19 protein-coding genes and 1 tRNA gene are annotated in these 22,205 nt (G+C 67.4%); 7 read left to right on the top strand and 13 right to left on the bottom strand.

Going from position 1 to position 22,205, the window contains the following annotated elements:
• The first annotated feature begins 22 nt into the window (after positions 1 to 22).
• On the top strand, positions 23 to 1,819 hold the full coding sequence (locus ACQP2E_RS00385) for an NHL domain-containing thioredoxin family protein (RefSeq protein WP_433827911.1): 1,797 nt from the start codon (positions 23 to 25) through the stop codon (positions 1,817 to 1,819).
• Here ACQP2E_RS00385 and ACQP2E_RS00380 read toward each other — a convergent pair.
• Positions 1,816 to 2,562, bottom strand: a complete 747-nt coding sequence (locus ACQP2E_RS00380) for a LamB/YcsF family protein (RefSeq protein ID WP_433834274.1) — start codon at positions 2,560 to 2,562, stop codon at positions 1,816 to 1,818. The two genes, ACQP2E_RS00385 and ACQP2E_RS00380, sit on opposite strands and share 4 nt — an antisense overlap.
• A 190-nt stretch (positions 2,563 to 2,752) precedes the next feature.
• On the opposite strand from ACQP2E_RS00380, the gene trhA reads away from it, so the two are divergent.
• The gene (gene trhA, locus ACQP2E_RS00375) at positions 2,753 to 3,427 is read left to right on the top strand and encodes a PAQR family membrane homeostasis protein TrhA (RefSeq protein WP_111650892.1); all 675 of its coding nucleotides are present in this window, start codon (positions 2,753 to 2,755) and stop codon (positions 3,425 to 3,427) included.
• Between the two features lie 39 nt (positions 3,428 to 3,466).
• Here trhA and ACQP2E_RS00370 read toward each other — a convergent pair whose 3' ends face one another.
• Positions 3,467 to 3,748: a DUF6458 family protein gene (locus ACQP2E_RS00370; protein ID WP_433827910.1), complete on the bottom strand. Its 282-nt coding sequence runs from the start codon at positions 3,746 to 3,748 to the stop codon at positions 3,467 to 3,469.
• A gap of 115 nt (positions 3,749 to 3,863) precedes the next feature.
• On the opposite strand from ACQP2E_RS00370, the gene ACQP2E_RS00365 reads away from it, so the two are divergent.
• Entirely contained in the window at positions 3,864 to 4,382 is a 519-nt protein-coding gene (locus ACQP2E_RS00365) for a SixA phosphatase family protein (protein WP_433827909.1), read from the top strand.
• A gap of 3 nt (positions 4,383 to 4,385) precedes the next feature.
• Here the strand turns inward: ACQP2E_RS00365 and ACQP2E_RS00360 are convergent, their stop codons facing one another.
• From ACQP2E_RS00360 to ACQP2E_RS00340, 5 genes are all read right to left on the bottom strand, one after another.
• The gene (locus ACQP2E_RS00360) at positions 4,386 to 6,557 is read right to left on the bottom strand and encodes a S8 family serine peptidase (RefSeq protein WP_433827908.1); all 2,172 of its coding nucleotides are present in this window, start codon (positions 6,555 to 6,557) and stop codon (positions 4,386 to 4,388) included.
• 87 nt (positions 6,558 to 6,644) lie between these two features.
• Complete coding sequence (locus ACQP2E_RS00355) at positions 6,645 to 8,414, bottom strand: S8 family serine peptidase (protein WP_433827907.1); 1,770 nt, start codon at positions 8,412 to 8,414, stop codon at positions 6,645 to 6,647.
• 4 nt (positions 8,415 to 8,418) lie between these two features.
• Positions 8,419 to 8,697, bottom strand: coding sequence for a hypothetical protein (locus tag ACQP2E_RS00350; protein ID WP_433827906.1), 279 nt, complete (start codon positions 8,695 to 8,697; stop codon positions 8,419 to 8,421).
• A 314-nt stretch (positions 8,698 to 9,011) separates the two neighbouring features.
• Positions 9,012 to 10,868, bottom strand: a complete 1,857-nt coding sequence (locus ACQP2E_RS00345) for an acyl-CoA dehydrogenase (RefSeq protein ID WP_433827905.1) — start codon at positions 10,866 to 10,868, stop codon at positions 9,012 to 9,014.
• A 512-nt stretch (positions 10,869 to 11,380) separates the two neighbouring features.
• The gene (locus tag ACQP2E_RS00340) at positions 11,381 to 12,508 is read right to left on the bottom strand and encodes a PP2C family protein-serine/threonine phosphatase (RefSeq protein ID WP_433827904.1); all 1,128 of its coding nucleotides are present in this window, start codon (positions 12,506 to 12,508) and stop codon (positions 11,381 to 11,383) included.
• A gap of 124 nt (positions 12,509 to 12,632) precedes the next feature.
• Between ACQP2E_RS00340 and ACQP2E_RS00335 the strand changes: the two genes are divergently transcribed.
• The gene (locus ACQP2E_RS00335; RefSeq protein ID WP_433827903.1) at positions 12,633 to 13,175 is read left to right on the top strand and encodes a phosphoribosyltransferase family protein; all 543 of its coding nucleotides are present in this window, start codon (positions 12,633 to 12,635) and stop codon (positions 13,173 to 13,175) included.
• A 49-nt stretch (positions 13,176 to 13,224) separates the two neighbouring features.
• Here the strand turns inward: ACQP2E_RS00335 and ACQP2E_RS00330 are convergent, their stop codons facing one another.
• Positions 13,225 to 13,530 carry a YciI family protein gene (locus tag ACQP2E_RS00330; protein ID WP_433827902.1) on the bottom strand — a complete coding sequence of 102 codons (306 nt, stop codon included), beginning with the start codon at positions 13,528 to 13,530 and terminating at the stop codon, positions 13,225 to 13,227.
• A 111-nt stretch (positions 13,531 to 13,641) separates the two neighbouring features.
• Here ACQP2E_RS00330 and ACQP2E_RS00325 point away from each other — a divergent pair, with 111 nt between their 5' ends.
• Positions 13,642 to 14,211 carry a YcxB family protein gene (locus tag ACQP2E_RS00325; protein WP_433827901.1) on the top strand — a complete coding sequence of 190 codons (570 nt, stop codon included), beginning with the start codon at positions 13,642 to 13,644 and terminating at the stop codon, positions 14,209 to 14,211.
• On the opposite strand, the gene dcd is transcribed toward ACQP2E_RS00325, so the two are convergent.
• Positions 14,168 to 14,746, bottom strand: coding sequence for a dCTP deaminase (gene dcd, locus ACQP2E_RS00320; protein WP_433827900.1), 579 nt, complete (start codon positions 14,744 to 14,746; stop codon positions 14,168 to 14,170). The two genes, ACQP2E_RS00325 and dcd, sit on opposite strands and share 44 nt — an antisense overlap.
• A gap of 75 nt (positions 14,747 to 14,821) precedes the next feature.
• Between dcd and ACQP2E_RS00315 the strand changes: the two genes are divergently transcribed.
• Together ACQP2E_RS00315 and ACQP2E_RS00310 are read left to right on the top strand one after the other, a co-directional pair.
• A complete protein-coding gene (locus ACQP2E_RS00315) occupies positions 14,822 to 15,328 on the top strand; it encodes a pyridoxamine 5'-phosphate oxidase family protein (protein ID WP_433827899.1) in 507 nt (168 codons plus the stop codon).
• A gap of 55 nt (positions 15,329 to 15,383) precedes the next feature.
• Positions 15,384 to 15,454 (top strand) — tRNA-Gly (locus ACQP2E_RS00310).
• Between the two features lie 977 nt (positions 15,455 to 16,431).
• On the opposite strand, the gene ACQP2E_RS00305 is transcribed toward ACQP2E_RS00310, so the two are convergent.
• The 4 genes from ACQP2E_RS00305 to ACQP2E_RS00290 all read right to left on the bottom strand — a co-directional run bounded on the left by ACQP2E_RS00305 (position 16,432) and on the right by ACQP2E_RS00290 (position 22,137).
• Positions 16,432 to 17,304: a LamG-like jellyroll fold domain-containing protein gene (locus ACQP2E_RS00305; RefSeq protein WP_433827898.1), complete on the bottom strand. Its 873-nt coding sequence runs from the start codon at positions 17,302 to 17,304 to the stop codon at positions 16,432 to 16,434.
• Positions 17,305 to 17,488: 184 nt separating this feature from the next.
• A complete protein-coding gene (locus tag ACQP2E_RS00300; RefSeq protein WP_111650906.1) occupies positions 17,489 to 18,520 on the bottom strand; it encodes a hemolysin family protein in 1,032 nt (343 codons plus the stop codon).
• A complete protein-coding gene (locus ACQP2E_RS00295) occupies positions 18,513 to 19,847 on the bottom strand; it encodes a hemolysin family protein (RefSeq protein ID WP_433827897.1) in 1,335 nt (444 codons plus the stop codon). The genes ACQP2E_RS00300 and ACQP2E_RS00295 overlap by 8 nt, the downstream gene beginning before the upstream one ends.
• A 133-nt stretch (positions 19,848 to 19,980) precedes the next feature.
• Positions 19,981 to 22,137 carry a (Fe-S)-binding protein gene (locus tag ACQP2E_RS00290; RefSeq protein WP_433827896.1) on the bottom strand — a complete coding sequence of 719 codons (2,157 nt, stop codon included), beginning with the start codon at positions 22,135 to 22,137 and terminating at the stop codon, positions 19,981 to 19,983.
• Positions 22,138 to 22,205 lie beyond the last annotated feature (68 nt).

Here is a 22,205-nt window from a genome sequence, read left to right as displayed (position 1 = left end):
GGCCTGAGGCACGATGGGCGGCATGAACTCTCGTGTGCGTGCGCCCGAACTCAAGGGCCGCGGCTGGCTGAACACCGGCGGCAAGGACCTCACCCTCGCCGACCTCCGGGGCAAGATCCTGATCCTGGATTTCTGGACGTTCTGCTGCATCAACTGCCTGCACGTTTTGGATGAGTTGCGGCCGCTTGAGGAGAAGTACGGCGACGCCATCGTGGTGATCGGCGTGCACTCGCCGAAGTTCGAGCACGAGCGTGACCCGGTCGCGCTGGCCGCCGCCGTGGAGCGGTACGGCGTTCATCACCCGGTCGTCGACGACGGCGACATGCACCTCTGGCAGCAGTACGCGGCGAAGGCGTGGCCGACGCTCGCCGTGGTCGACCCGACCGGTTACCTGGTCGCCTCGATGGCCGGTGAGGGCCACGCCGAGGGCCTGTCCCGGCTGATCGACGAGCTGATCATGAAGCATGAGGCGGACGGCACCCTGCACCGCGGCGACGGCCCGTACGTTCCGCCGCCCGCTCCGGACAGCCTGTTGCGTTTCCCGGGCAAGGCAATCGAGCTGCCGAACGGGAACCTGCTGGTCTCGGACTCGGCCCGGCACTCGATCGTCGAGCTGGCCGCGGACGGCGAGACCCTGATCCGCCGGTTCGGCAGCGAGAGCCGGAACGATCCGTTCAGTGAGCCGCAGGGCCTGGTCCTGCTGCCGGCCGAGGCCAGCGAGATCGCCGGTTACGACGTGGTGGTCGCCGACACCGTGAACCATCAGCTCCGCGCGATCAACACCGCGACCGGCGAGATCACTCTGGTGGCCGGCTCCGGCAGGCCGTGGCGTTCCACGGTGGACAGCCACCCGCACGACGCGCTCGCCGCCGACCTCTCCTCACCGTGGGACCTGGCCTGGTACGACGACAAGGTCATCATCGCGATGGCCGGGATTCACCAGCTCTGGTGGTTCGACCCGATCAAGCGCACCGTCGGCGTCTACGCCGGCACGACCGTGGAGGCGCTGCGCGACGGCCCGCTTCCCGACGTCTGGATGGCTCAGCCGTCCGGCCTATCGGTCAGCCACGACGGCAAGCGGCTCTGGATCGCGGACAGCGAGACGTCAGCCCTGCGGTTCGTCGAGGAGAACACGCTGCACACCGCGGTCGGCCAGGGGCTGTTCGATTTCGGTCACGTGGATGGCCCGGCTGCTGAGGCGTTGTTCCAGCACCCGCTCGGGGTGGCCGCGCTTCCGGATGGTTCCGTCCTGGTCGCGGACACCTACAACGGCGCTGTACGCCGATTCGACCCAGCGACCAGCCAGGTTTCCACCGTCGACTCGGGCCTCGCCGAGCCGAGCGACGTACTGGTGACCAGCAACAACGATGTCCTTGTCGTCGAGTCGGCCGCGCACCGGCTGACCCGCCTCGCCCCCGGCGTGGTGCAGAAGGTCAGCGGCGAGCGGCACAAGACCGAGCGCCCGCCGTCGCACCTGGCCCCGGGCGAGGTCACCCTCGACGTGATCTTCACGCCGGCGCCGGGCCAGAAACTGGACAGTCAGTTCGGCTCGCCGCTGCGGCTCACGGTGTCCGCGTCCCCGGCCGAACTGCTGCTCGACGGCGAGGGCGTCACCACCGATCTGTCCCGGCAACTGGTGCTCAATCCGGACGTACCGAAGGGTGTGCTCCAGGTGGTGGCCCAGGCCGCGACGTGTGACGTGGACGCCGAGTACGGCGCCTGCCACCTGACCCGCCAGGACTGGGGCGTTCCCATCGTGATCGACCCGGCCGCGCCTTCCCGCCTCCCCCTGATCCTCCGGGGCATGGACGAGAGCTAGGCGAAGGCGCGTACCCGGAGGTGGCTGTCGAGGCCGGTTCGGACCGCTCGGGCCAGCTCGACGGCGCCCGGGGTGTCGCCGTGCACGCAGATCGAGCGGACCGGGAGGGCCACCACCGTCCCGTCGGCGGCGACCACCTCGCTGCTGACCGCCATCCGCACGACCCGGTCGACCACGTCGGCCGGGTCGTGCACCAGCGCGTCCGGTGACGATCGGGGCACGAGCCGGCCGTCGGGCAGGTATCCGCGATCGGCGAAGCCCTCGCCGACGACGGTGAGCCCGGCCTCGGCAGCGGCCACGGCCAGCACCGAGCCGGGCTGGCAGAGCACCGGCAGCGCCGGATCCCAGGCGAGCACGGCGTCGACCACGGCACCGGCCTGCAGTGGGTCGACCGCAGCGGTGTTGTAGAGCGCCCCGTGCGGTTTCAGATAGCGCACATGAATGCCGGCTGCCCGGCAGAACGCTTCGAGGGCGCCGATTTGGTACAGGATGTCGTCACGCAGTTCGGTCCGTGCGTAGTCGATCCGCCGGCGACCAAATCCGGCCAGGTCGCGGTACCCGACCTGCGCGCCGACGGCGACGCCCTTCTCGGCAGCCGTCCGGCACACCCGGTGCATCGTGGCCGGATCGCCCGCGTGGAATCCACACGCCACGTTTGCCGAGGTCACTACGTCGAGCAGGGCGTCGTCGTCGCCAAGTCGCCAGGCGCCGAAGCCTTCGCCGAGATCGGCGTTGAGATCAATCGAGGTCACGTAGACGTACCGTAGTCCCCCGGCCGGACCGGCAGTGTTCCATCTGTTCGGCATTCGTGCACCAAACCTGCGGCGCGAAGGTGCCCACACGTCGTACTTTCATGGAGAAATCACCAGGGATGGCCCATCGTATCCGGCGTCACTACCCGCTAGTAACCTACGGTGTCGTAACCTGGAGCGCGTGACGACCTCAGCCCCGTTCCGGATGAAGCCTGCCGACCTCGGCAAGCCGCGACTGCGCGGCCGGTTGCATCAGTACGCGTTCTTCGTCGCCCTGGTCTGCGGCATCGTGCTCTGCTCGATCGCACTCACCCGACCAGGGATCGGCCCGTTCATCAGCTGCCTGATCTACAGCATCACGGTCTGCGGCCTATTCGGCACCAGCGCGCTGTACCACCGGCGGGTCTGGAGCGAACGCGGCTATCAGATCATGCGCCGGATGGATCACTCGATGATCTTCATCTTCATCGCCGGTACCTACACACCGTTCTGCGTCCTGCTGCTGAACGACACCAAGGCCACCTGGATGCTCAGCCTGGTCTGGATCGGCGCCCTGGGTGGCGTCGCCCTCAAGGTGATCTGGCCGCACGTGCCGCGCTGGGTGGGCGCTCCGCTGTACGTGGCGCTCGGCTGGGTGGCGGTCGCCATCATCCCGGACGTTTTGCACGTCAGCGTGACCTGCCTGGTCCTGATGATCGTCGGCGGCGCGATCTACACAATCGGCGCGGTTTTCTACGCGCTGCGCCGGCCCAACCCGTGGCCGACCGTCTTCGGTCACCACGAGTTCTTCCACGCCTGCACGCTGGTCGCGGCCATCTGCCACCACATCGCGATCTATTTCGCGCTATATGCGTAAAAGCCCGGGTCCAGTTCGGACCCGGGCTTTCTAGCTAGATCAGGAGTACGCCGGGGGCGGCGGCGGGGGAACATCGTCGTTACGGCGGACCTCGCGGTACTCGCTGGTGTAACCGGCGCCGGCGACCGGCTGCTGCGTCCGGGTCACCACCGTGCGACGACGGCTGTTCCAGAACCACAAAGTGATGACAAGACCGGCCAGGCCGGCCAGCATCAAGATCCAGCCGATCACGTTGATGTCCAGGCCACTGATGTCCGCCTCCACGGCGAACGCCAGGATCGCGCCCAGAGCCAACAGGAAAATGCTCGCGCCGATGCCCATCTGACCCTCCTCGGGTGGTGTCCGCCCGGCCGGGCCCTCAGCGCTCGACCGTGATGAATGCGTCGAACGACCGTTTACCCGCCCGCTCGAAATTCCAATCAGGCAAGCTGTTCCCATGACCTTGCGAACGCTCATCCTGCTGCGCCACTCCAAGGCTGAGACGCCCGGCGACCTCGTCGACTTCGACCGTTCGCTCACCGAGCGGGGTGAGTCCGACGCGGACGCGGCTGGTGCGTGGCTCGCGGACGCGCGACTGCACCCGGACTTCGTGCTCTGCTCGCCGGCCCGGCGTACCCGGCAGACCTGGCAGACCGCTGCGATCGCGCTGGCACAGGGCGAGAACGGGCAGGTGTCACCCGAGGTCCTCTACGAAGAAGGTCTGTACCTCGGTGGGCGTACCGAAGTCTTTGATCTTCTTCGTCGGGTTCCGGAGACCGTGCGGACGGTTCTGCTGGTCGGGCACAATCCGACGGTGTCCGAGGTGTCCGCGCTGCTGCTGCCGGACGACCAGTTCACCGGCACGGTCGTCGAGATGAAGACCTCCGGGCTCGCCGTGCACAGCGGTGAGAAGCCGTGGTCGGAGACCCAGCCCGGGGCGATGCGCCTGGCACGCCAGCACACCGCCCGGGGCTGAGAACTATTTGCGGTACCAGGTACGGATCGACGTGTAGGTGACGTTGCCGAGCTTGTCGTAAGCGCGTACCCGTACCTTCATGGTCTTTTTCTGGTTTTTGGTGTTGACACTGAGGACATAACCGGATTTGACGTCCTTGGCGACGACCTTGCCGTTGACTATCAGCTCGACCCGCGCGATGCCTGACGTGTCGGTGGCCTTGACGTAGACCTTGACCGTGCCCTTGACCTTGGCCTTGTTCTTGGGAGCCTTGGTAATCGAGAGCGTCGGCGCCTTGTTGTCGGCGATCACGGTCCGCGTGTACGTGCGGGTGTTGCCGAGCTTGTCGGTCAGCTTCCAGGTCAGCTTGACGTTTCCGCTGGCCTTGCCGGTCGCGACCTTCCGCGAGGTGCCTGCGCCGAGGTACTTGCCGTTGGCCCACAGCTCGGCCTTGGCGACCCCGCTCACGTCCTTCGCTCCGCTGAGCGAGCTGGTGAAGGTGCCACGGACCTTGGCGTTCGGGGCCGGGCTGATCGACGTCACGGTCGGGCCCTCGTTGTCCACCACGACGGTCCGGGTGAATCGGGTGATGTTGCCGGACGCGTCGGCCGCCTCGACCACGAGCTGTCCACGGTTCGGCGTTACGCTCGCCGTCCACTCGCCGGAGACCTTCTTCATCGCCACGCCGTTGACCTTGGCGGAGGCGACGTCCGCGGAACCGCGGAACCGCACCGTTGCCGCACCCCGGATGTGAGCGTTTGCCGCCGGGGAGACGATGATGCCCGTCGGTCCGGCCGTGTCGACCCGGACGACGGTGGTGGCCCCGTCGGTCTTGCCCGCGAAGTCGGTCACCCGGAACGACACCGCGAGGTCGCCGGAGAAGCCGGCCGGCGGCGTGAACCGCAGTTTTTCCCACGGGTTCCGGATGGTCGTCGTCTTGCCGGCGACGGTCATCTCGATGAGCGCGAAACCGTAGTCGTCGGTGACGGTCGGCTGCACGTCGATCGGCTTCGCGATCAGCTGGCCGGCGGTGAGGCCGGTCGCGGTGATCTCCGGGTCGGCAGCGTCGTCGCCGGCCACCGCGTGGACGGCCTTGCCGGCGTTCAGCACCGGAAGCCGCTGCGGGGTGGAGGTGGTTCCGACGATCGCCTTGCGCACATCGTCGGCGGTCGCACCAGGCTTCGACGAGAGGGCCAGCGCTGCGGTGCCGGCCACCACGGCGGTGGCACCCTCCACCCCGTTGAGGTACGTCTTCTCGCCCTTGTGGTTCGTCGCAGGCGCGCCCTCGGCCGCGGCGACGTCGATCCAGCGGTCCCCCGCGGACTCGTAGTTGCTGCGCCCGGTGGTTCGGCCGGACGTGTCGACGGCGCTGACCGCCAGCACGGGCTCGGTGGCCGCCGGGTAGACGGGCGAGCCGCTGTACGCGTACTTACCGGCCGATGCGACGAGCAGCACGTCCCTGTCCAGCGCGTACTGGACCGCCTCGTCGATCAGCTGGCTGTTCGACGAAACGGAGGCGGACGTCGTGATGACCTGGGCGCCGTGGTCGGCCGCCCAGACGATGCCGGCCGCGAGCTCCGCGGAGAACCCGAGGACCCGGTCCCCGTTCTGGTAAGCGATCTTCACCGGCATGATCCGGCAGCTCGGGCAGACCCCCGAGTCCCCGGCGATGACGCCGGCCGCCATCGTCCCGTACCCGTCCTTGTCCGAGCTGTCCTCGCCCATGTCCGGGTATTCGGGAAGCATGACGAACGGCAGCCTCGTGGCGTCGACACCGGAGACCAGCCGGCTCGCCGGCAGATCACTGTTCGGCGTGACACCGGTGTCCAGGACTGCCACGGTCACCGGGTCGCTCCCGGATTTGCCCCGCGGCAGCTGCACTGTCTGCAGCTCACGGCCGGTCAGCGGCGCCTGCTCCGAGGTGTGCAGGCCGAGGACCTGCTCGCGCTGCGCGTACCGGAAGTGCTCCGGCACGGCCGCGTCCACCTTGTTCATGAGCGCGGAGAAGTCATCGTATTCAAGGTCGGCGCGGACGGCGTCCAGCCCGGGAATCCACTCGGTACCGCCGTTGAGCTCGAAGCCCAGGCTCTTCAGGAGTTTGTCCGGATCGGTGCCCGGCTTGACGCCGATGGTGAAGGGCAGAGCCTTCGATGCCGCGGCCGCCGGCGTAGCGATTGTTGTGATTGCGCCAGTCACCAGGACGGCAGCAAGACCTAACGAAATTGCACGCAATGATTGGCCCTCGTAGCCATAGACATCAGCGTTCGATCATATAGACGTACGTCACCGGCGCCAGGTGCGGGTCGCTGTGTCCGAGACGTTGCCGAGCTTGTCGTATGCGCGTACCCGTACCTTCATGGTCTCTTTCTGGTTTTTGGTGTTGACACTGAGGACATAGCCAGATTCGACGTCCTTGGCCACGACCTTGCCATTGACGATCAACTCGACCTTCCTGATGCGGCTCGGGTCCGACGCCTTCACCACGAATACGACAGTGCCTTTGACCTTCGCCTTGTGCTTGGGCGCCTTCGTGATCTTGACGGTCGGCCCTTTGTTGTCGGCGATCACGGTCCCGCCCGGCACCGTCAGCACATTGCCGACCACGTCGCTGACCTTCCAGACCAGCTTCACGTTGCCGTTGTAGGTGCCCGTTTTGACCTTGAGTTCGAACGGCGCCCTCGTGTCAGCACCGATGTACTTGCCGTTCGCCCACAGCTCGGCTTTCGCCACACCGTGGTGGTCACGGGCGCTCACATCGGCAGTGAAAGTCCCGCGTACCCGAGTTCCGGTCTGCGGAGCGACGCTAGCGCCGAAAGGAGGCTCGTAGTCCGAGATCACTGTCTGCCACACCGTGGCGCTGTTACCGATCTTGTCGGTGGCTTTGAGCTCCAGAGTCCAGCCCAGCGGCGTGACCAAGCCCTTCCACTGGTTCGTATCGGCTACCCGGATCATCCGCTCACCCTTGTGGACGCCGTAGATTTCGGCGATGTCGGTATCCGGCGAGGAGACGGTCACCGCGACCTTTCCCCGGTACACCTGGTGCTTCACCGGGCTGACGATCGTGATCCGCGGTGCCCGGGTATCCACCTGGAGGGTCGTGCGCAGCTCAGCCGTATGGCCGGCGTAGTCGTACGCCTTCAGCGTGACCGGCATGGCACCGGCGAAGTTCGCGGACGGGATGAACAAGAACTGCCAGTTGCTCTGCACCGCCCGGCTGATGACTTTGCCCTGGTACAGCAGATCGATTCGCTCGATGGCGTGATCGTCGGCGACAACTGGGTTGAACCACACGCCTTCGGAACCGAGTACCTGATTCGGATCGACCCCGGCCGAGGAGAGCACCGGAGGAACAGCGTCGGTGCCACCGAGGTCGTAGACCACCTTGGCGGCGTTGACTACCGGCGGCGAGCCAGCTTCCATCCCGGAACGCACTTCGGCATCCCGTTGGATCAGGTTTCGTACCTCGGTCGCGGTTGCGGACGGCTTCATCGCCAACGCGAGCGCCGCGACACCCGCGACCACTGCGGTGGCCGAGGAGGTGCCGCCGAGCTGCTTCTTCACACCGTCCTTGCCGATCGCCAACTGGCCGGTGCTCGCGGCGACGTCCACCCATCGGTCCGACTCGGTGTTCCGCGGAATCGCGTACCGGCCCACGGCGAACGCCGGTTCGAACGCCGCCGGGTATCGGTGCGCAGTGTCGTACGCGTTACCGGCCGAAGCCACGACGAGAGCGCCCTTGGCTGCGGCGTGATCCACCGCGTCCCGCAGCAGAAGGCTGTTCGAGGTGGTGCTGAGCGAGAGGTTGATGATCTGCGCACCGCGATCGGCCGCCCAGGCGACACCGGCGGCCACGTCGGCGGTCGTTCCCTGAGCCGGAGCTGTTCCATCGCCGGCGAGAACCCGGACCGGCATGATCCGGCACTTCCCGCAGACACCCGCAGCGCCGGCGTTGTTCTCCCGGTCTCCCGCGATGATGTTCGCGACCAGCGTGCCGTGTCCACTCTCGTCGGACGCGTCGGTGTCGAGGCCGACGAAGTCGTAACCCTCGGTCAACCGGTCAGCGGTCAGCGGTCAGGTCGACGGTCCGGCTGACACCGCTGTCGACGACTGCAACGGTGATGTCGGGGCTGCCAGTCGTCCAGGTCCAGGCCTGCGGAATCTCCGAGGTGTCGAAACCGATGTTGCCCTTCTCGCTGTCAGCCTGGACCAGAGCGCCTCGCTGCGCGTAACGCACCCCGGCCGTGCCACCCAGCGCGGTGAGTACTGCGGTGACCCGATCCGCCGGCACGTCAGCGGTGATCGCGTCGAGGCCTTCGACTGGGATGGGCGCCGGCAACGTCTGGGCCGAGTGCTGACACGATCGCCGCCAGATCCGCGCCGACGTCAAGGCCGACGTCAAGGCGTACCGGATCAGCGTCGGCCGCGAAGGTGGGAGCAGGTACCCCCACACTCAGCAAAACCGCTACAAGACATGAAGAAACGACCCGCACCAACGCCCCCGTACACAAGATCATGAATCTTTTGGGGATGATACGGCACCGTATACACGGTACGCCAGCAGCGAAAAGTGACAACGAAGGCCGGCGGACGCCATTGTCCGCCGGCCTTCGTCTTTTCAGGAGAGTGGGAAAAGCTTGTGCACCGCGAGGATCAGAAAGCGTCCTCGGGCAGGTCCATCACATCGAGGTTCGTGTTCTCGATGATGCGACGGTCGGAGCCGATCCGGGGCAGGATCTCGCGGACGAAGAAGCGAGCCGCCGCCACCTTGCCGGTGTAGAACGACTTGTCCGACTCGGACAGCTCGGTGTTCAGCGCGTTCAGCGCCACCTCGGCCTGGCGCAGCAGCAGCCACGCGAGGACGACGTCACCGAGAGCCAGCAGGATCCGGCGTGAGCTCAGGCCGATCTTGTAGAGCTCACGAGCCTCGCCGCCCTGGACCTCCTGGAGCCAGCCCAGCGTGATGCCCAGGATCTGCTGCATCTCGCCGAGCGCCTTGCCGAGAGCCAGCCGCTCGTTCTTGAGCTGACCGTTGCCGGCCTCGCTCTCGACGAAGCCCTGGATCTCCGCGGCGATGGTGCCGAGCGCCCGGCCGTTGTCCTTGACGATCTTGCGGAAGATCAGGTCGAGGCTCTGGATCGCGGTCGTGCCCTCGTACAGGGTGTCGATCTTCGCGTCCCGGACGTACTGCTCCAGCGGGTAGTCCTGCAGGAAGCCGGAACCACCGAAGGTCTGCAGCGACTCGTGACCGAGCAGTTCGTACGCCCGCTCGGAGCCGACGCCCTTGACCAGCGGAAGCAGGAAGTCGTTGATCTTGTTCGCGATCTTCGCGGCCTTCTCGTCGCCGGCCGCGGTCGCGATGGCGACCTTGTCCTGCCAGGTCGCGGTGTAGATGACCAGGGCACGCAGACCCTCGGCGTACGACTTCTGCAGCAGCAGCGAGCGGCGTACGTCAGGGTGGTGGGTGATGGTGACGCGCGGTGCGGCCTTGTCGGTGTTCTGCACCAGGTCGGCGCCCTGTACGCGGTTCTTCGCGTACTCCAGCGCGTTCAGGTAACCGGTCGACAGGGTGGCGATCGCCTTGGTGCCGACCATCATCCGGGCGTTCTCGATGATCATGAACATCTGCCGGATGCCCTGGTGCACCTCGCCGAGCAGCCAGCCCTTGGCCGGGGTGCCGTGCTCACCGAAGGTCATCTCGCACGTGTTGGAGACCTTGAGGCCCATCTTGTGCTCGACGTTCGTGGCGTAGACGCCGTTGCGCTCGCCCAGCTCGCCGGTCTCCGCGTCGAAGTGGTACTTCGGCACGATGAAGAGCGACAGGCCCTTGGTCCCGGGGCCACCGACGCCCTCGACGCCCACCGGGCGGGCGAGCACGTAGTGGATGATGTTGTCGGTGAGGTCGTGCTCACCCGAGGTGATGAAGCGCTTGACGCCCTCGATGTGCCAGGAGCCGTCGGCTTGCGGGATGGCCCGGGCCCGACCGGCGCCCACGTCCGAACCGGCGTCCGGCTCGGTCAGCACCATCGTCGAGCCCCACTGCTTCTCCACGAAGAGCTTGGCCCACTGCTTCTGCTCCTCGGTGCCCTCGGTCCACGCCACGTTGGCGAAGGACGGGCCGGACGAGTACATCCAGATCGGGGCGTTCGCACCGAGGATCTGCTCGGCGACGGCCCACACGAGGCTGCGGGGCGCGGGCGTGCCGCCGAGACCGGTCGGCAGGTCCAGCCGCCAGAACTCGGACGCCATGAACGTCTCGTACGACTTCTTGAACGACTCCGGCAGCGGCGCGGTGTTCGTCGCCGGGTCGAAGACCGGCGGGTTGCGATCCGCTTCGGTGTAGCTGGCGGCGAGGTCCTCCCGGGCCAGCCGGTCCACCTCGGCGAGCACGTCGCGGGCGCTTTCCAGGTCGAATTCGTCGAACGGCGCCTGGCCGAGCGACTTTTCCGCTCCGAAGACCTCGAACAGGTTGAACTGGAGGTCCCGAAGGTTGCTCTTGTAGTGCGTCATCGTGCTTGGCCCCGCTCTCCTGGACGCGAGTTACCCGTCAGTAACCCCACTGTATTACCCATCGGTAGGTAGCGACAACCCGGGCAGGGTTTCCGGCAAGACCCACCGGGTAGGGGGTCTGTCCGCCGGTTCGTGGGCCAAATGCCGCCGATCGGGTGGCTTACCTGACCACCGTTCGGCCATTTGCGGACTTCGACCCTCAGAACCACGTATCGCTCGCCGATGAGGTTCGTTTCTCCGGATAGACAGCGAAGAACGTTTCGCCGACACCCAGGGGGACGCGATGTTCGCCACGATCAAGAACCTGATCCCGGAGCCGCGCCAGGCCAGCCAGCCCCGCCATTACGTCGGACGGCATCGACAGCCCGAGACGGTCCCACCAGCGCCGGCGCCGACCTCCCCGGCAGCGCCAGAGCCTGACGAGACCACGGCGGCATAAGAACCGCCTTCGAGGAGGCGGCTTAGAACCGCTTTTGAAGAGGCGGCTTTAGAGCCGCTTTTGAAGAGGCGGCTTAAGAGCCGGCGGCTCCGACTTCCCAACTCGGCACCGACACGGCAGCGTCGCCGTCCGGGCCCACATATTCCAGCAGAACCAGGGCGATGTCGTCCTCGAGCCGGCCGTAGACCCAGTCGACGAGCGCGGTCTCAAGCGACGCCAGGCCGTCCCCGACCGTGCCGTGCCCGAGCAGTCGCCAGGCCCGGTCCGCAGTCGGGAAGAACTCGCCCTCGCGGCGAGCTTCGCCGAGCCCGTCCGTGAAGAGCAGCAACCGGTCGCCAGGCTCCAGCCGCTCCACCCGCGCCTTGACCTCGGGCATGAAGCCGAGCGGTGGCGCCGGCGCCGGGGGCTCCAACGGAATGACCTGGCCCCGGCGCAGCAGCAACGGCGCCGGATGTCCACAGTTCACGATGGTGAGTGTGCCGCCGCGCTCCTCAACGAGCGCGGCGGTCACGAAGTCCTCGTCGCCGACACTGCGAGCCACCGCCCGGTCCAGGTCCGCCACGATCGACTTGAGATCAGGCCGTTCGTACGCGACATGCCGGTACGAGCCCAGCACGATGCTCGCCAGCCGAACCGCGTCCAGACCCTTGCCCCGGACGTCACCGATGATGATCCGGACCCCGTACGGCGTGTTCAGCGCCTCGTACAGGTCTCCGCCGATGTCCGCCGCAGCGGTGGCCGAGATGTAGCGCCCGGCCACCGAGAGCGCTCCCACTTGCGGCCCGATCGGGCGCAGAACCGCTTGCTGAGCCACCGAGGCGAGCCGCAGCAATTCGGCGATCCGATCCGCCTGGCGCTCCCGGATGGTGGCCCCGGCCGCCGCGACACCTGTCGCGAGCATGATCCCCATCAGGTTGACCACACTAGCCATGCCGTGACCGCCGGAAGCGCCCACGAAGATCGCGCCGACCACGGTGGCCACCACGCCGACACCGAGCACGACCTGCCACGCCGCGAAGACAGCGGCGAGGAACGGCACGGCCGCCAGCAGGCCGACGAACTCGGCGGAATCAGGGTCGGTGAACTCCACGGCGGACACGACAGCGAGCATCACAATGGCCGCGCCGAGTCCGGCGCGGTTCCCTGGGCTCATCGGGCGTCGGCCCGGCAGCAAAGTAGGCATAGTTCCGCCGAACAGCATGCCCGATGCAGGTGTCCTCAGGCATCATCTTGACCCCTAGGCTGAGGCGGTTCTGTCCACCTGTTAGTACCGGCGTCATTCGGTCGGTCCAGGAAGAACCGGTCCTCGGTGACAGGATGTTGGTGTGAGCACCGATCTGCGTGATCTTCTGCGTTCCGCGTTTCGCTGGACCAACCCCGGCCCGAACAGCGAATATCTCGTCAGCGACCGCTCCGGTTGGTGGCGCGAACCGAGAATTTTGGACGGTCTCGGTCCAGCACTCGCTGATCTTTTCCGGTCGGAGCGCCCCACTGTTGTGGTCTCGCCGGAAGTCACCGGATTTATGCTCGGCCCGCTCGTGGCGCGCGCCCTCGGAGTCGGTTTTGTCGAGGCGTACCGAGCCGGAGCCCGCCGGCCGATCGCTGAGCCGATGATCTGGGTCGAGGTCCCCGCCGACCACCGCGGCGACGTCCAGCACCTGGGCGTGCGCGAGCGGCTGATCTCCCCCGACGACCGCGTCCTCATCGTCGACGACTGGGCCTCGACCGGCGCACAGGCTCGTGGCCTGCGAACTCTTGTCGGTGATCGCTATGTCGGAACCGCCGTGATCGTCGACGAATGCCCGCCCGCCGTCACCGCCGAGCTCATCATCCGAAGCCTGCTGTCCGGGTCCGACCTGGACCCGTGATCCAGGCCGCGAGGCCCTCACTCTTTCCTCGCGGCCCATTTGGTACGCGCTAAGCGCCGGGCCGCACCCGCTGATAATCGGCGAGCGCGCCACGCGTCGGGTGCCAGCCGGTGGCGGTGTAGACAGCGAGCCCCCGCTGCACGTACGGGTCCTCGGCGATCAGCGCCTCGGCCTCGGCCGCAGTGTCGACGTCCAGCAGGATGATGCCGCCGGCAGCGGGATCCTGGCGCCCGGCGGCGACCGAGAACCCACCCTTCTCCAGCCCGTCGACGAAGGCCAGGTGGTCCTCGCGAGCAGCGTCCACCTCAGCGAGCGGCTTCAGGTACTTCGAAATCATCAGATACACGTCGCTCATCGTAGATCCGCGTCCGGCCCGATCGGGTGATGGATGGATCAGCCGTCGAGCGAAATGCCCGAGATATCCGCAGGGTGACGATTTGCCCCGGCGGAACCTACCGTTGCAGGTGTGCAGATCCAGATCACCGCGGCCCCCGACCCGGTCCTGATCGCGGCCGCCGTCCGGCGCGGCCTGCGCCGATCCGTGCTGCTGGCCCGCTCCGCCGGCTGGGCCGGCCTGCTCGCCGCGGCGTTCGTCCTGGTGACCACCGGCAGCCTCAGCCCGGCGCTGCTCGCGATCGGCGCCGTCCTGGCGGTCGGCGTACCGTTGATCATGCTCAACCGGACCGCCCGCCGGACGATGCGCGGTGGCCGGCCCACCACGTACGAGATCAGCGAAGGTGGCATCGCCTGCGCCGACGAGCAGAGCCGTCACTCGTACGCATGGCCTGCGATTCGTTCGGTTGACGAGCTTCCCGGCCAGCCGGTGTTCGGCTTGGTTGACGGCCGCTTCCTGCCGGTGCCGACCATGAGCGTCACCACCGCCCAGGTCGATCAGATCCTCGCCGTTGCCGCGACCCACGGCCTGGCCGTCAGCTCGTCGACCAGATCCTTCAGCTCATCGGCCAGATCCTTCAGCTCGTCGGCCAGATCCTTCAGCTCGTCGGCCAGGTCCGGAAGTTCATTGCCGATCGGCTAGCGGTTGGACCGCGCTGGCCCTGGTACCGCGACCCGTAGACCGACGACCCATAGGGGTGCTCAGCCGGGCTGGACAGCCGGAAGATGCAGAGCTGGCCGATTTTCATGCCCGGCCACAGCTTGATCGGCAGGTTCGCCACATTGGAAAGCTCCAGCGTGACGTGCCCGGAGAACCCGGGGTCGATGAAGCCGGCCGTCGAATGCGTCAGCAGGCCGAGCCGGCCGAGGCTGCTCTTGCCCTCCAGCCGCGCAGCGAGCTGCTGACCGAGGCTGATCACTTCCAGGGTGGACGCCAGAACGAACTCACCCGGATGCAACACGAACGGCTGACCATCGGAGACCTCAACCGACGCGGTCAGCTCGTCCTGCTGCTCGGCGGGGTCGATGTGCGTGTAGAGGTGATTGTTGAACACCCGGAAGAAGCGGTCCAGCCGCACGTCGATACTGGACGGCTGCATGAGCGACGGCTCGAAAGGCTCCAGCGAGAGATCCCCGGATTTGATCTCGGAGACCAGGTCACGGTCGGAGAGCAGCATCGCAACACCATACCGACCTGCCCATATCGGCGTGTTCAGTGGATGACTCGAACAAATGTTCGATAGACTGCTCCCATGGCAACCTGGTCCGATTTCGCCGCCGCCGAGCCGCTGCTCGCCGCCGGCATCCGTGCGCTCATGGAGCAGTACGGCCCCGGCATGGGATACCTCGCCACCGTGCGCCCCGACGGCGGCCCCCGGGTGCACCCAGTCTCGCCCGTTTTCACCGACGACGGCCTCTACTGCTTCATCGTCGACTCACCCAAACGCCGCGACCTGGAGCGCGACGGCCGTTACGCCCTCCATGCGTACCCACCGGAGGACAACGACGACGAGGCCACCATCACCGGCCACGCCATCGGCGTCACCGACCCGGCGACCATCACCCACCTCGCCGGCACCCTGCATGCCTCACCTGACGTCGACTGGAGCCTCTTCGAGCTGACCATCGACACCGCCATGCTCCGCCACCACGGCCCCGCCGGCGCCCTGCCCCTCGCCGCCACCCCGTTCGCACCAGCGTTCGCCCAGACATGGCAGGCCCCGAGAAACTTACGCAGAACCCTGGCCGTCGCCAGCTGACAAGCCGGGGCGGTCCCGCCGCACAGTCGGATAATCAGGTACAGTGGGGCCGCTTGCGGGTGTAGTTCAATGGCAGAACATCAGCTTCCCAAGCTGACAGTGCGGGTTCGATTCCCGTCACCCGCTCGGGTTTGAGGGGCGCGTGTCCACGGAAAGCGTGGACCGCGTCCCCTCGCATTTCTGCCTGGGGGCCGAGCCCCCAGACCCCCACGGTGCGTTCCTCTCGCCCTTTGTGGGCACACCCTCCGGCGATACCCTTCGGGGCTTCATTCGCGCGGCGGTCGCCCAATGTGTCGTGCCAGGGGAGCATCGCGGCCGATCTTGGTCCCTGGCGGATCTTGGAGGCACCCCGCCCCGCCCCGCGCCGCGCCGCGCTCTGCCCGCCCGCTCTGCCGAGCCCGCTCTGCCGCGCCCGCCCGCTCTGCCGCGCTCTGCCCCGCCCGCACTGCCGCGCTCTGCCCCGCCCGCACTGCCGCGCTCTGCCCCGCCCGCACTGCCGCGCTCTGCCCCGCCCGCTTTGCCCGCCCGCTTTGCCCGCCCGCTTTGCCACGCCCGCCCCGCGCTGCCCCGCCCCGCGCTGCCCCGCCCGCTCTGCCTCGCCCCGCGCTCTGCCCGCCCGCTTTGCCCCGCCCCGCGCTCTGCCCGCCCGCTTTGCCCGCCCGCTTTGCCCGCCCGCCCTGCCGCGCTCTGCCTGGATCTTGTGGACTTTCCCGCAGACGTGGCGGCACAACTCCACAAGATCGAACAGGCCTAGCCGATCTTGCGGAGTTACGCGCAAACGGTTCGCCGAACTCCACAAGATCGGCGAAGCACCCCCGCTCACCACGTCGAAACCGTGAGCATCGCGCCATAAGTCTCCAAAGATCGGCACGTCCACCCGCTGTGGCGGCACAGCCTCACCACAAAGCGCACCAACCATCCGAAACCGACATGCCGCCGACGGCTGCCCCGCAAACTCGTGCACTCGTGGTCGTTCGGCCGGCCGAACCGCACAAGATCTCCGAGCGGCACCCTCGCACCGTGGGGCGATCCGAGCAAAATTCGCTGGCGGCCGCGGCAAGCTCACAAGACCTGGTCTTCCGGCGCGCGAAAGCCCTGCTACGTCAGCTCGTGATGGTCAGGAAGACGTTGTCGATTGCGCCGGCGAACTGGTCGTTACCCGGGGCAGCGCCCTTGCCGCCCACCCTCAGCGGCTCGGCGTTGGCGATCGACAACAGTGGCGGGATCGGGACCCAGGCCCTCAGCACCCCGTCGACGAACATGATCAGGCGGTTGGGGGTGCGGCGGCATTCCAGGGCGTGCCAGGTGCCGTCGGCCACGTCCATTGTTGGTTCGGCTCGATAGATCCGGGCTCGCTGGCCGGCGACCACGCAGCTCGGGTGGCCCTGTCGGTGGTCGACCTGCAGCTTGAACTGGCTAACCCCGCCGACCGAGTACCCCTTCTGCAGCACGTTCGCGCCGTCGGCCAGGTCCGCGTGTGTCATCAGGACGGACGCGCCATATCGGAGCGCCCGGCGGCCCGGGTTCAGGGTGTCGTCGCGTACGCCCTCAAGGATGGCTCGGGGGCAGTCGCGCTCCCGTGGCAGCGTGCACCGGTCCGGGTAGTCGACGGCTAAGCCACCGCCCTGGCGTACGAGCCGCAGCCTGCCGCCGTTCTGGCCGAGGGGCCGCAGCTCGTACCGTCCACGGAGGTCGGCGATGGGTCTGCCCACGCCGTTGTCGAAGTCGTATCGGAGGCTAACCGGGCCGCCTGCGACCCGAACCTGGCCGGGAGTTGATCGCGCAGAGACGGATCCGGCGCTGTCCAGCACACCCGCAAATGGCTCCAGCACACCCGCTGAAGGCTTCAGGACACCGGCCGAAGGCTTCAGCACACCGGCCGAAGGCTTCCGGACACCCACTGAAGGCTCCAGCACACCCGCCGGGGGCGGCGCGGCGGCCGGGCCACTGGCCTCGGCCGGGAGATGATTAATCAACAGCAGAGCGCAGCTGAGAACGAGTGTGGCTGACAGGGCGCCGAGCGGAAAGACGCGCCGTCTTTTGTGAAGCATGGGGTTATTGTCCGGATTATCCGGGCGAGCGCCGCTTGAAACTCCGCGTGTGAGCGATTGCACCCTTACGCGTTCGGTCGAACAACCGAGGCGGAAGCCACCGAACGAGTCAGCGGATCTTCGCGGCCGCTCCCGCCGGCTCGCCGACGACGGCATGCAGCACGTCGTCCAAAGTGATCACTCCGAGCGGTCGGCGCCCATCGCTGACCAGCACGATATGCAGCCGGTCCCGCCGCATTGTCAGCAGCAGATCAGCGAGGCTGCGCTCCGGGGCGACCACCGCGAGAGGCCGGATCACCTCGGCGGGAATCGGGAGACGGCGCTGCGTTGCCGCGTACCCAATGATGTCCTTGACGTGCACGAAGCCCAGCACCCGGCGGGTGTCGCGCTGGACCACCGGGAAGCGTGAGCGACCGCTGCGGGTTGCCACCGCCTCGAGGGTGGCCGGAGAGACGTCCGCGGCGACCGTCGTGACCCGCGACCAGGGCAGCAGCGTGTCGGCGGCGGTACGGCTGTTGAGGCCGAGCGCAGCGTGGATGCGGGCGTACTGTTCCGAGCCGAGCAGGCCCTCGCTGCGCGCCTGAGTGACCATGCCGGCCAGCTCTTCGGCGGTGAAAACCGTCTTGACCGCGTCCGTGGTCTCGATCCCCCAGATCTTGAGGATCAGGCGGGAGGCCCAGCGCATCGCGTTGAGCAGCGGCTTCGTGGCGATGCAGAACGCCAGCATGAACGGGCCGAGGATGAGCGCCGAGCGTTCCGGTCCGGCCAGGGTGATGTTCTTCGGCACCATCTCGCCGATCACCGTGTGCAGGAACGTCACGATCACCAGGGCGAAGACGAAGGCGACCGGGTGGACGACGTTCTCCGGCAGGCCGATCGCGCCGAACGGGCCCTCAAGCAGGTGCGCGACGGTCGGCTCGGCGAGCGCGCCGAGGACCAGGGTGCAGATGGTGATGCCGAGCTGCGCGCCGGCGATCATCAGCGGGATCTGGCTCATCGCCGACAACGCCCAGCGCGCGGCCTTGGAGGTCTCGGCGAGCGGTTCGAGCGCGGTACGCCGAGACGCGATCAAAGCGAACTCGCCACCGACAAAGAGACCGTTCCCGATCAGCAGTACGGCGACGAACAACAGCTCAGTCATCGGCCGGCTCCGGCGGGGCGGCGACGCGCACCTGCTCGATGCGGTGCCGGTCGACCTCCATCACGGTGAATTCCCACCCGTGTTCCTCCAAGGACTCACCAACGACCGGGATGTGACCGAATCTGGCCAGCAGGAAACCGGCCAGGGTCTCGTACGGCCCCTCGGGCAGCTGGAACCGGGTTTGCTCCAGCACCTCGTCCTCGCGGAGCAGGCCGTCGACCAGGAACGTCTTCTCGCCGCCGGGCGCGGTCAGCTCCTGGTTGGCGGTCTCGTCGAGCTCGATGTCGTACTCGTCGGCGATCTCACCGACCAGCTCCTCGATCAGGTCCTCGACGGTGACGACGCCGTCGGTGCCACCGTACTCGTCGACCACGATCGCCAGGTCGGCGTCGGCGGCTCGCAGGGCGGCCAGGACCTTGTCGAGGCTGAGGCTCTCCGGTACGTAGACCGGCTCCTTCGCCAGGGTGGAGACCTTTGTCGCGGCGCGGCGCTCGGGCAGTACGCCGAGCGCCTCGTTCACGCCGACCACTCCGGTCACCACGTCCAGCGTGTCCTCGTACACCGGAAAGCGGGTGTGCCCGGTCTGCTGGGCCGCCGTGATCAGGTCGGCGACGCTGGCCGTGGTCTTGAGACCGACCACGTCGACGCGCGGGGTCATCGCTTTGGCCGCGCGTTTCTCACCGAACCGGATCGTGCGGCGCAGCAGTGTCGCGGTCTCGGCGGGCAGCGCGCCGGCCCGGGCGCTGATCGCGGCGAGCAGGCCGAGCTCCTCCGGGGAGCGTGCGCTGGCCAACTCCTCCTGCGGCTCGATGCCGAGCCGGCGGACCAGCCAGTTCGCGGTGCCGTTGAGCGCGGCGATCAGCCACTTGAGCATCGTCGAGAAGCCGTGCAGAGGAGCGGCGGTGAGCAGCGCGATCCGCATCGGGCGGGCCAGCGCCGCGTTCTTCGGGACCAGCTCGCCGAAGAGCATCGAGAGCAGCGTCGCGACGACAAGCGCGCAGACGTGCGAGATCGTGTCGGTCGCCGAGCCGGCCAGCGGTTTCACCAGCGGCGTGAGCAGCTCGGCGAACGCCGGCTCGGCCAGGTAACCGGTGAGCAGGGCGGTCAGTGTGATGCCGAGCTGGGCGCCGGAGAGCTGGAACGAGAGCCCGTGCAGAGCGTTCCGGACGGTACGCGCCTGGCGATCCCCGGACATGGCACGTTGCTCGATTTCCGCCCGGTCGACAGTGACCAGCCCGAACTCGGCGGCCACGAAGAACGCGTTGCCCGCCGTCAGCAGCGCGAACGCCACCAGCGGGAGCACCGCGGTCAGGAGCAGGCCGTCCATGATCGCTTCACCTCGGGCATCATTCTGCCGGATACCGGCCATCCGGGACCAACCGTGGCGGTGACAAGGGCCACTGGGTCAAACGGAAAACGGCCGCTCACGAGGGTGAGCGGCCGTTTCATGTGAAACAAAGTCAGGCGTCCTGTTTCAGGGACCGGAGCAGAACGGTCGCGACGTCGACGACCTCGACCTCTTCCTGCTTGCCCTTGCCGGTCACCCCGTCGCCGATCATCGTGTAGCAGAACGGGCAGCCCACCGCGATCGTCTTGGCGCCGGTCGCGAGAGCCTCCTCGGTGCGCTCCACGTTGATCCGCTTGCCGATCCGCTCTTCCATCCACATCCGGGCGCCGCCGGCGCCACAGCAGAAGGACCGCTCCTGGTTGCGTGGCATTTCGACCACGTCACCATCGATCGCGGAGCCGAGCAGCTCACGCGGGGCGTCGAAGACCCGGTTGTGCCGGCCCAGGTAACACGGGTCGTGGTAGGTGACCCCACCGTCCACCGGCTGCACCGGCGTCAGCTTCCCGGTAGCGACCAGGTGCGCGAGCAGCTGCGTGTGGTGCACGACCTCGACCTTGAGGCCGAGCTGCTCGTACTCGTTGCCCAGCGTGTTGAAGCAGTGCGGGCAGGTCGCGACGATCTTCTTGGTCTTGTTGTCCTCGCCAAGAGCCTCGGTCAGCGTCTCCACGTTCTGCTGCGCGAGCATCTGGAAGATGAACTCGTTGCCGATCCGGCGGGCCGGGTCACCGGTGCAGGTCTCGCCCTCGCCGAGGATCGCGTACTTGACGCCCGCCTCGTTCAGCAGCGTCGCGACCGCGCGGGTGGTCTTCTTGGCCCGGTCCTCGAACGCGCCGGCACAGCCGACCCAGAACAGGTAATCGAAGTCCTCGGTCTCGCCGACCCGCGGCACCTCGAAGTCCAGACCCTTGGTCCAGTCCTCACGGGTGTTCTGCGGTGCGCCCCACGGGTTGCCCTTGTTCTCCAGGTTGCGCAGCATCACGCCGGCCTCGGAGGGGAAGCTGGACTCGATCAGCACCTGATAACGACGCATGTCGACGATGTGGTCGATGTGCTCGATGTCGACCGGGCACTGCTCGACGCAGGCGCCACAGGTGGTGCAGGACCAGAGAACGTCCGGGTCGATGATCCCGCCCTCTTCGGCGGTGCCGATCAGCGGCCGGTTGCCTTCGGCGAGCGCAAGGACATCCATGTGCGCGAGCTGCGCTTCGGTGGCCTTCTCCTCACCCATCAGGTCTTTGCCGCCACCAGCCAAAAGATAAGGAGCTTTTGCGTACGCGTGATCGCGCAGCGACAGCACCAGCAGCTTCGGCGAAAGGGGCTTGGCCGTGTTCCACGCCGGGCACTGCGACTGACAGCGGCCGCACTCGGTGCAGGTGGAGAAGTCGAGCAGGCCCTTCCAGGTGAACTGCTCGACCTGGCTGACGCCGAACAGGTCCTTCTCCGGGTCGGCCTCTTCGAAGTCGAGCGGCTTGCCCTCGCTCATCATCGGCTTCAGCGCACCGAGGCCGGAGCCGGCTGGCTTCTCCGGGCTGCGCTTGAAGTAGATGTTGAAGAACGCCAGGAACCGGTGCCAGGCCACACCCATCGTCGGGTTCAGCGAGATGGTGATCAGCCAGCTCATCGAGATCAGGATCTTGATGAGCGCCATCCAGGTGGCGCCGTCCTCCCAGGCCGGGAGCACCGATCCGATCGCGTGGCTCAGCGGGGTGGCCCAGAGCGGGTACTCGAAGTGGTCGGTGGCGACCTTGAAGCCCCGGATGAGGAACCCGAAGATCAGAACGCCGATGATGATCGCCTCGACGAAGTACGCCTGCCACATCGTCGAGCCGAGGAACCGGCTCCGCTTCACCGCGCCCGGCTTCTGCCGCTGACGCACGAAGACCAGGTACAGGATGCCGACCGTGCCGAGGATGCCGATCCACTCGGTGACCAGGCCGAACACCACCCAGTGCCCGATGATCGGCAGGCCCAGCTTCGGGCTCACCACCTCGAAGTACGCCTCGAGCACCAGCGACGACAGGATGACGAACGAGACCATCACCAGCCAGTGGGCGGCGCCGATCGCGCTCCACTTGAGCATCCTGGTGTGACCCACGGTCTCGACCAGCATGGTCTTCGTACGCGTCTTCGGATCGGCGAACCGGGCCGGATCAGGCTGGCCCTGGCGGATCACCGCGGTGATCGTGAGAACGGCCTTGACCGCCAGGTAGACGGCCACAATCGTGATCGCCCCCGCTAAGACGGTGGCGACGATCTGTGGAATGCCCATCCGGTTGTGCCTCCTCGGTCGGCGGTGCGCCAGCCCATGTTACCCACGAGTAATAGACGGGCGAACAC

This window comes from Actinoplanes sp. CA-015351 (assembly GCF_050955685.1).
Lineage (GTDB): Bacteria > Actinomycetota > Actinomycetes > Mycobacteriales > Micromonosporaceae > Actinoplanes.
Note: the sequence above shows the minus strand (reverse complement) of the source record. Positions and strands in the feature narration are given on the sequence as shown.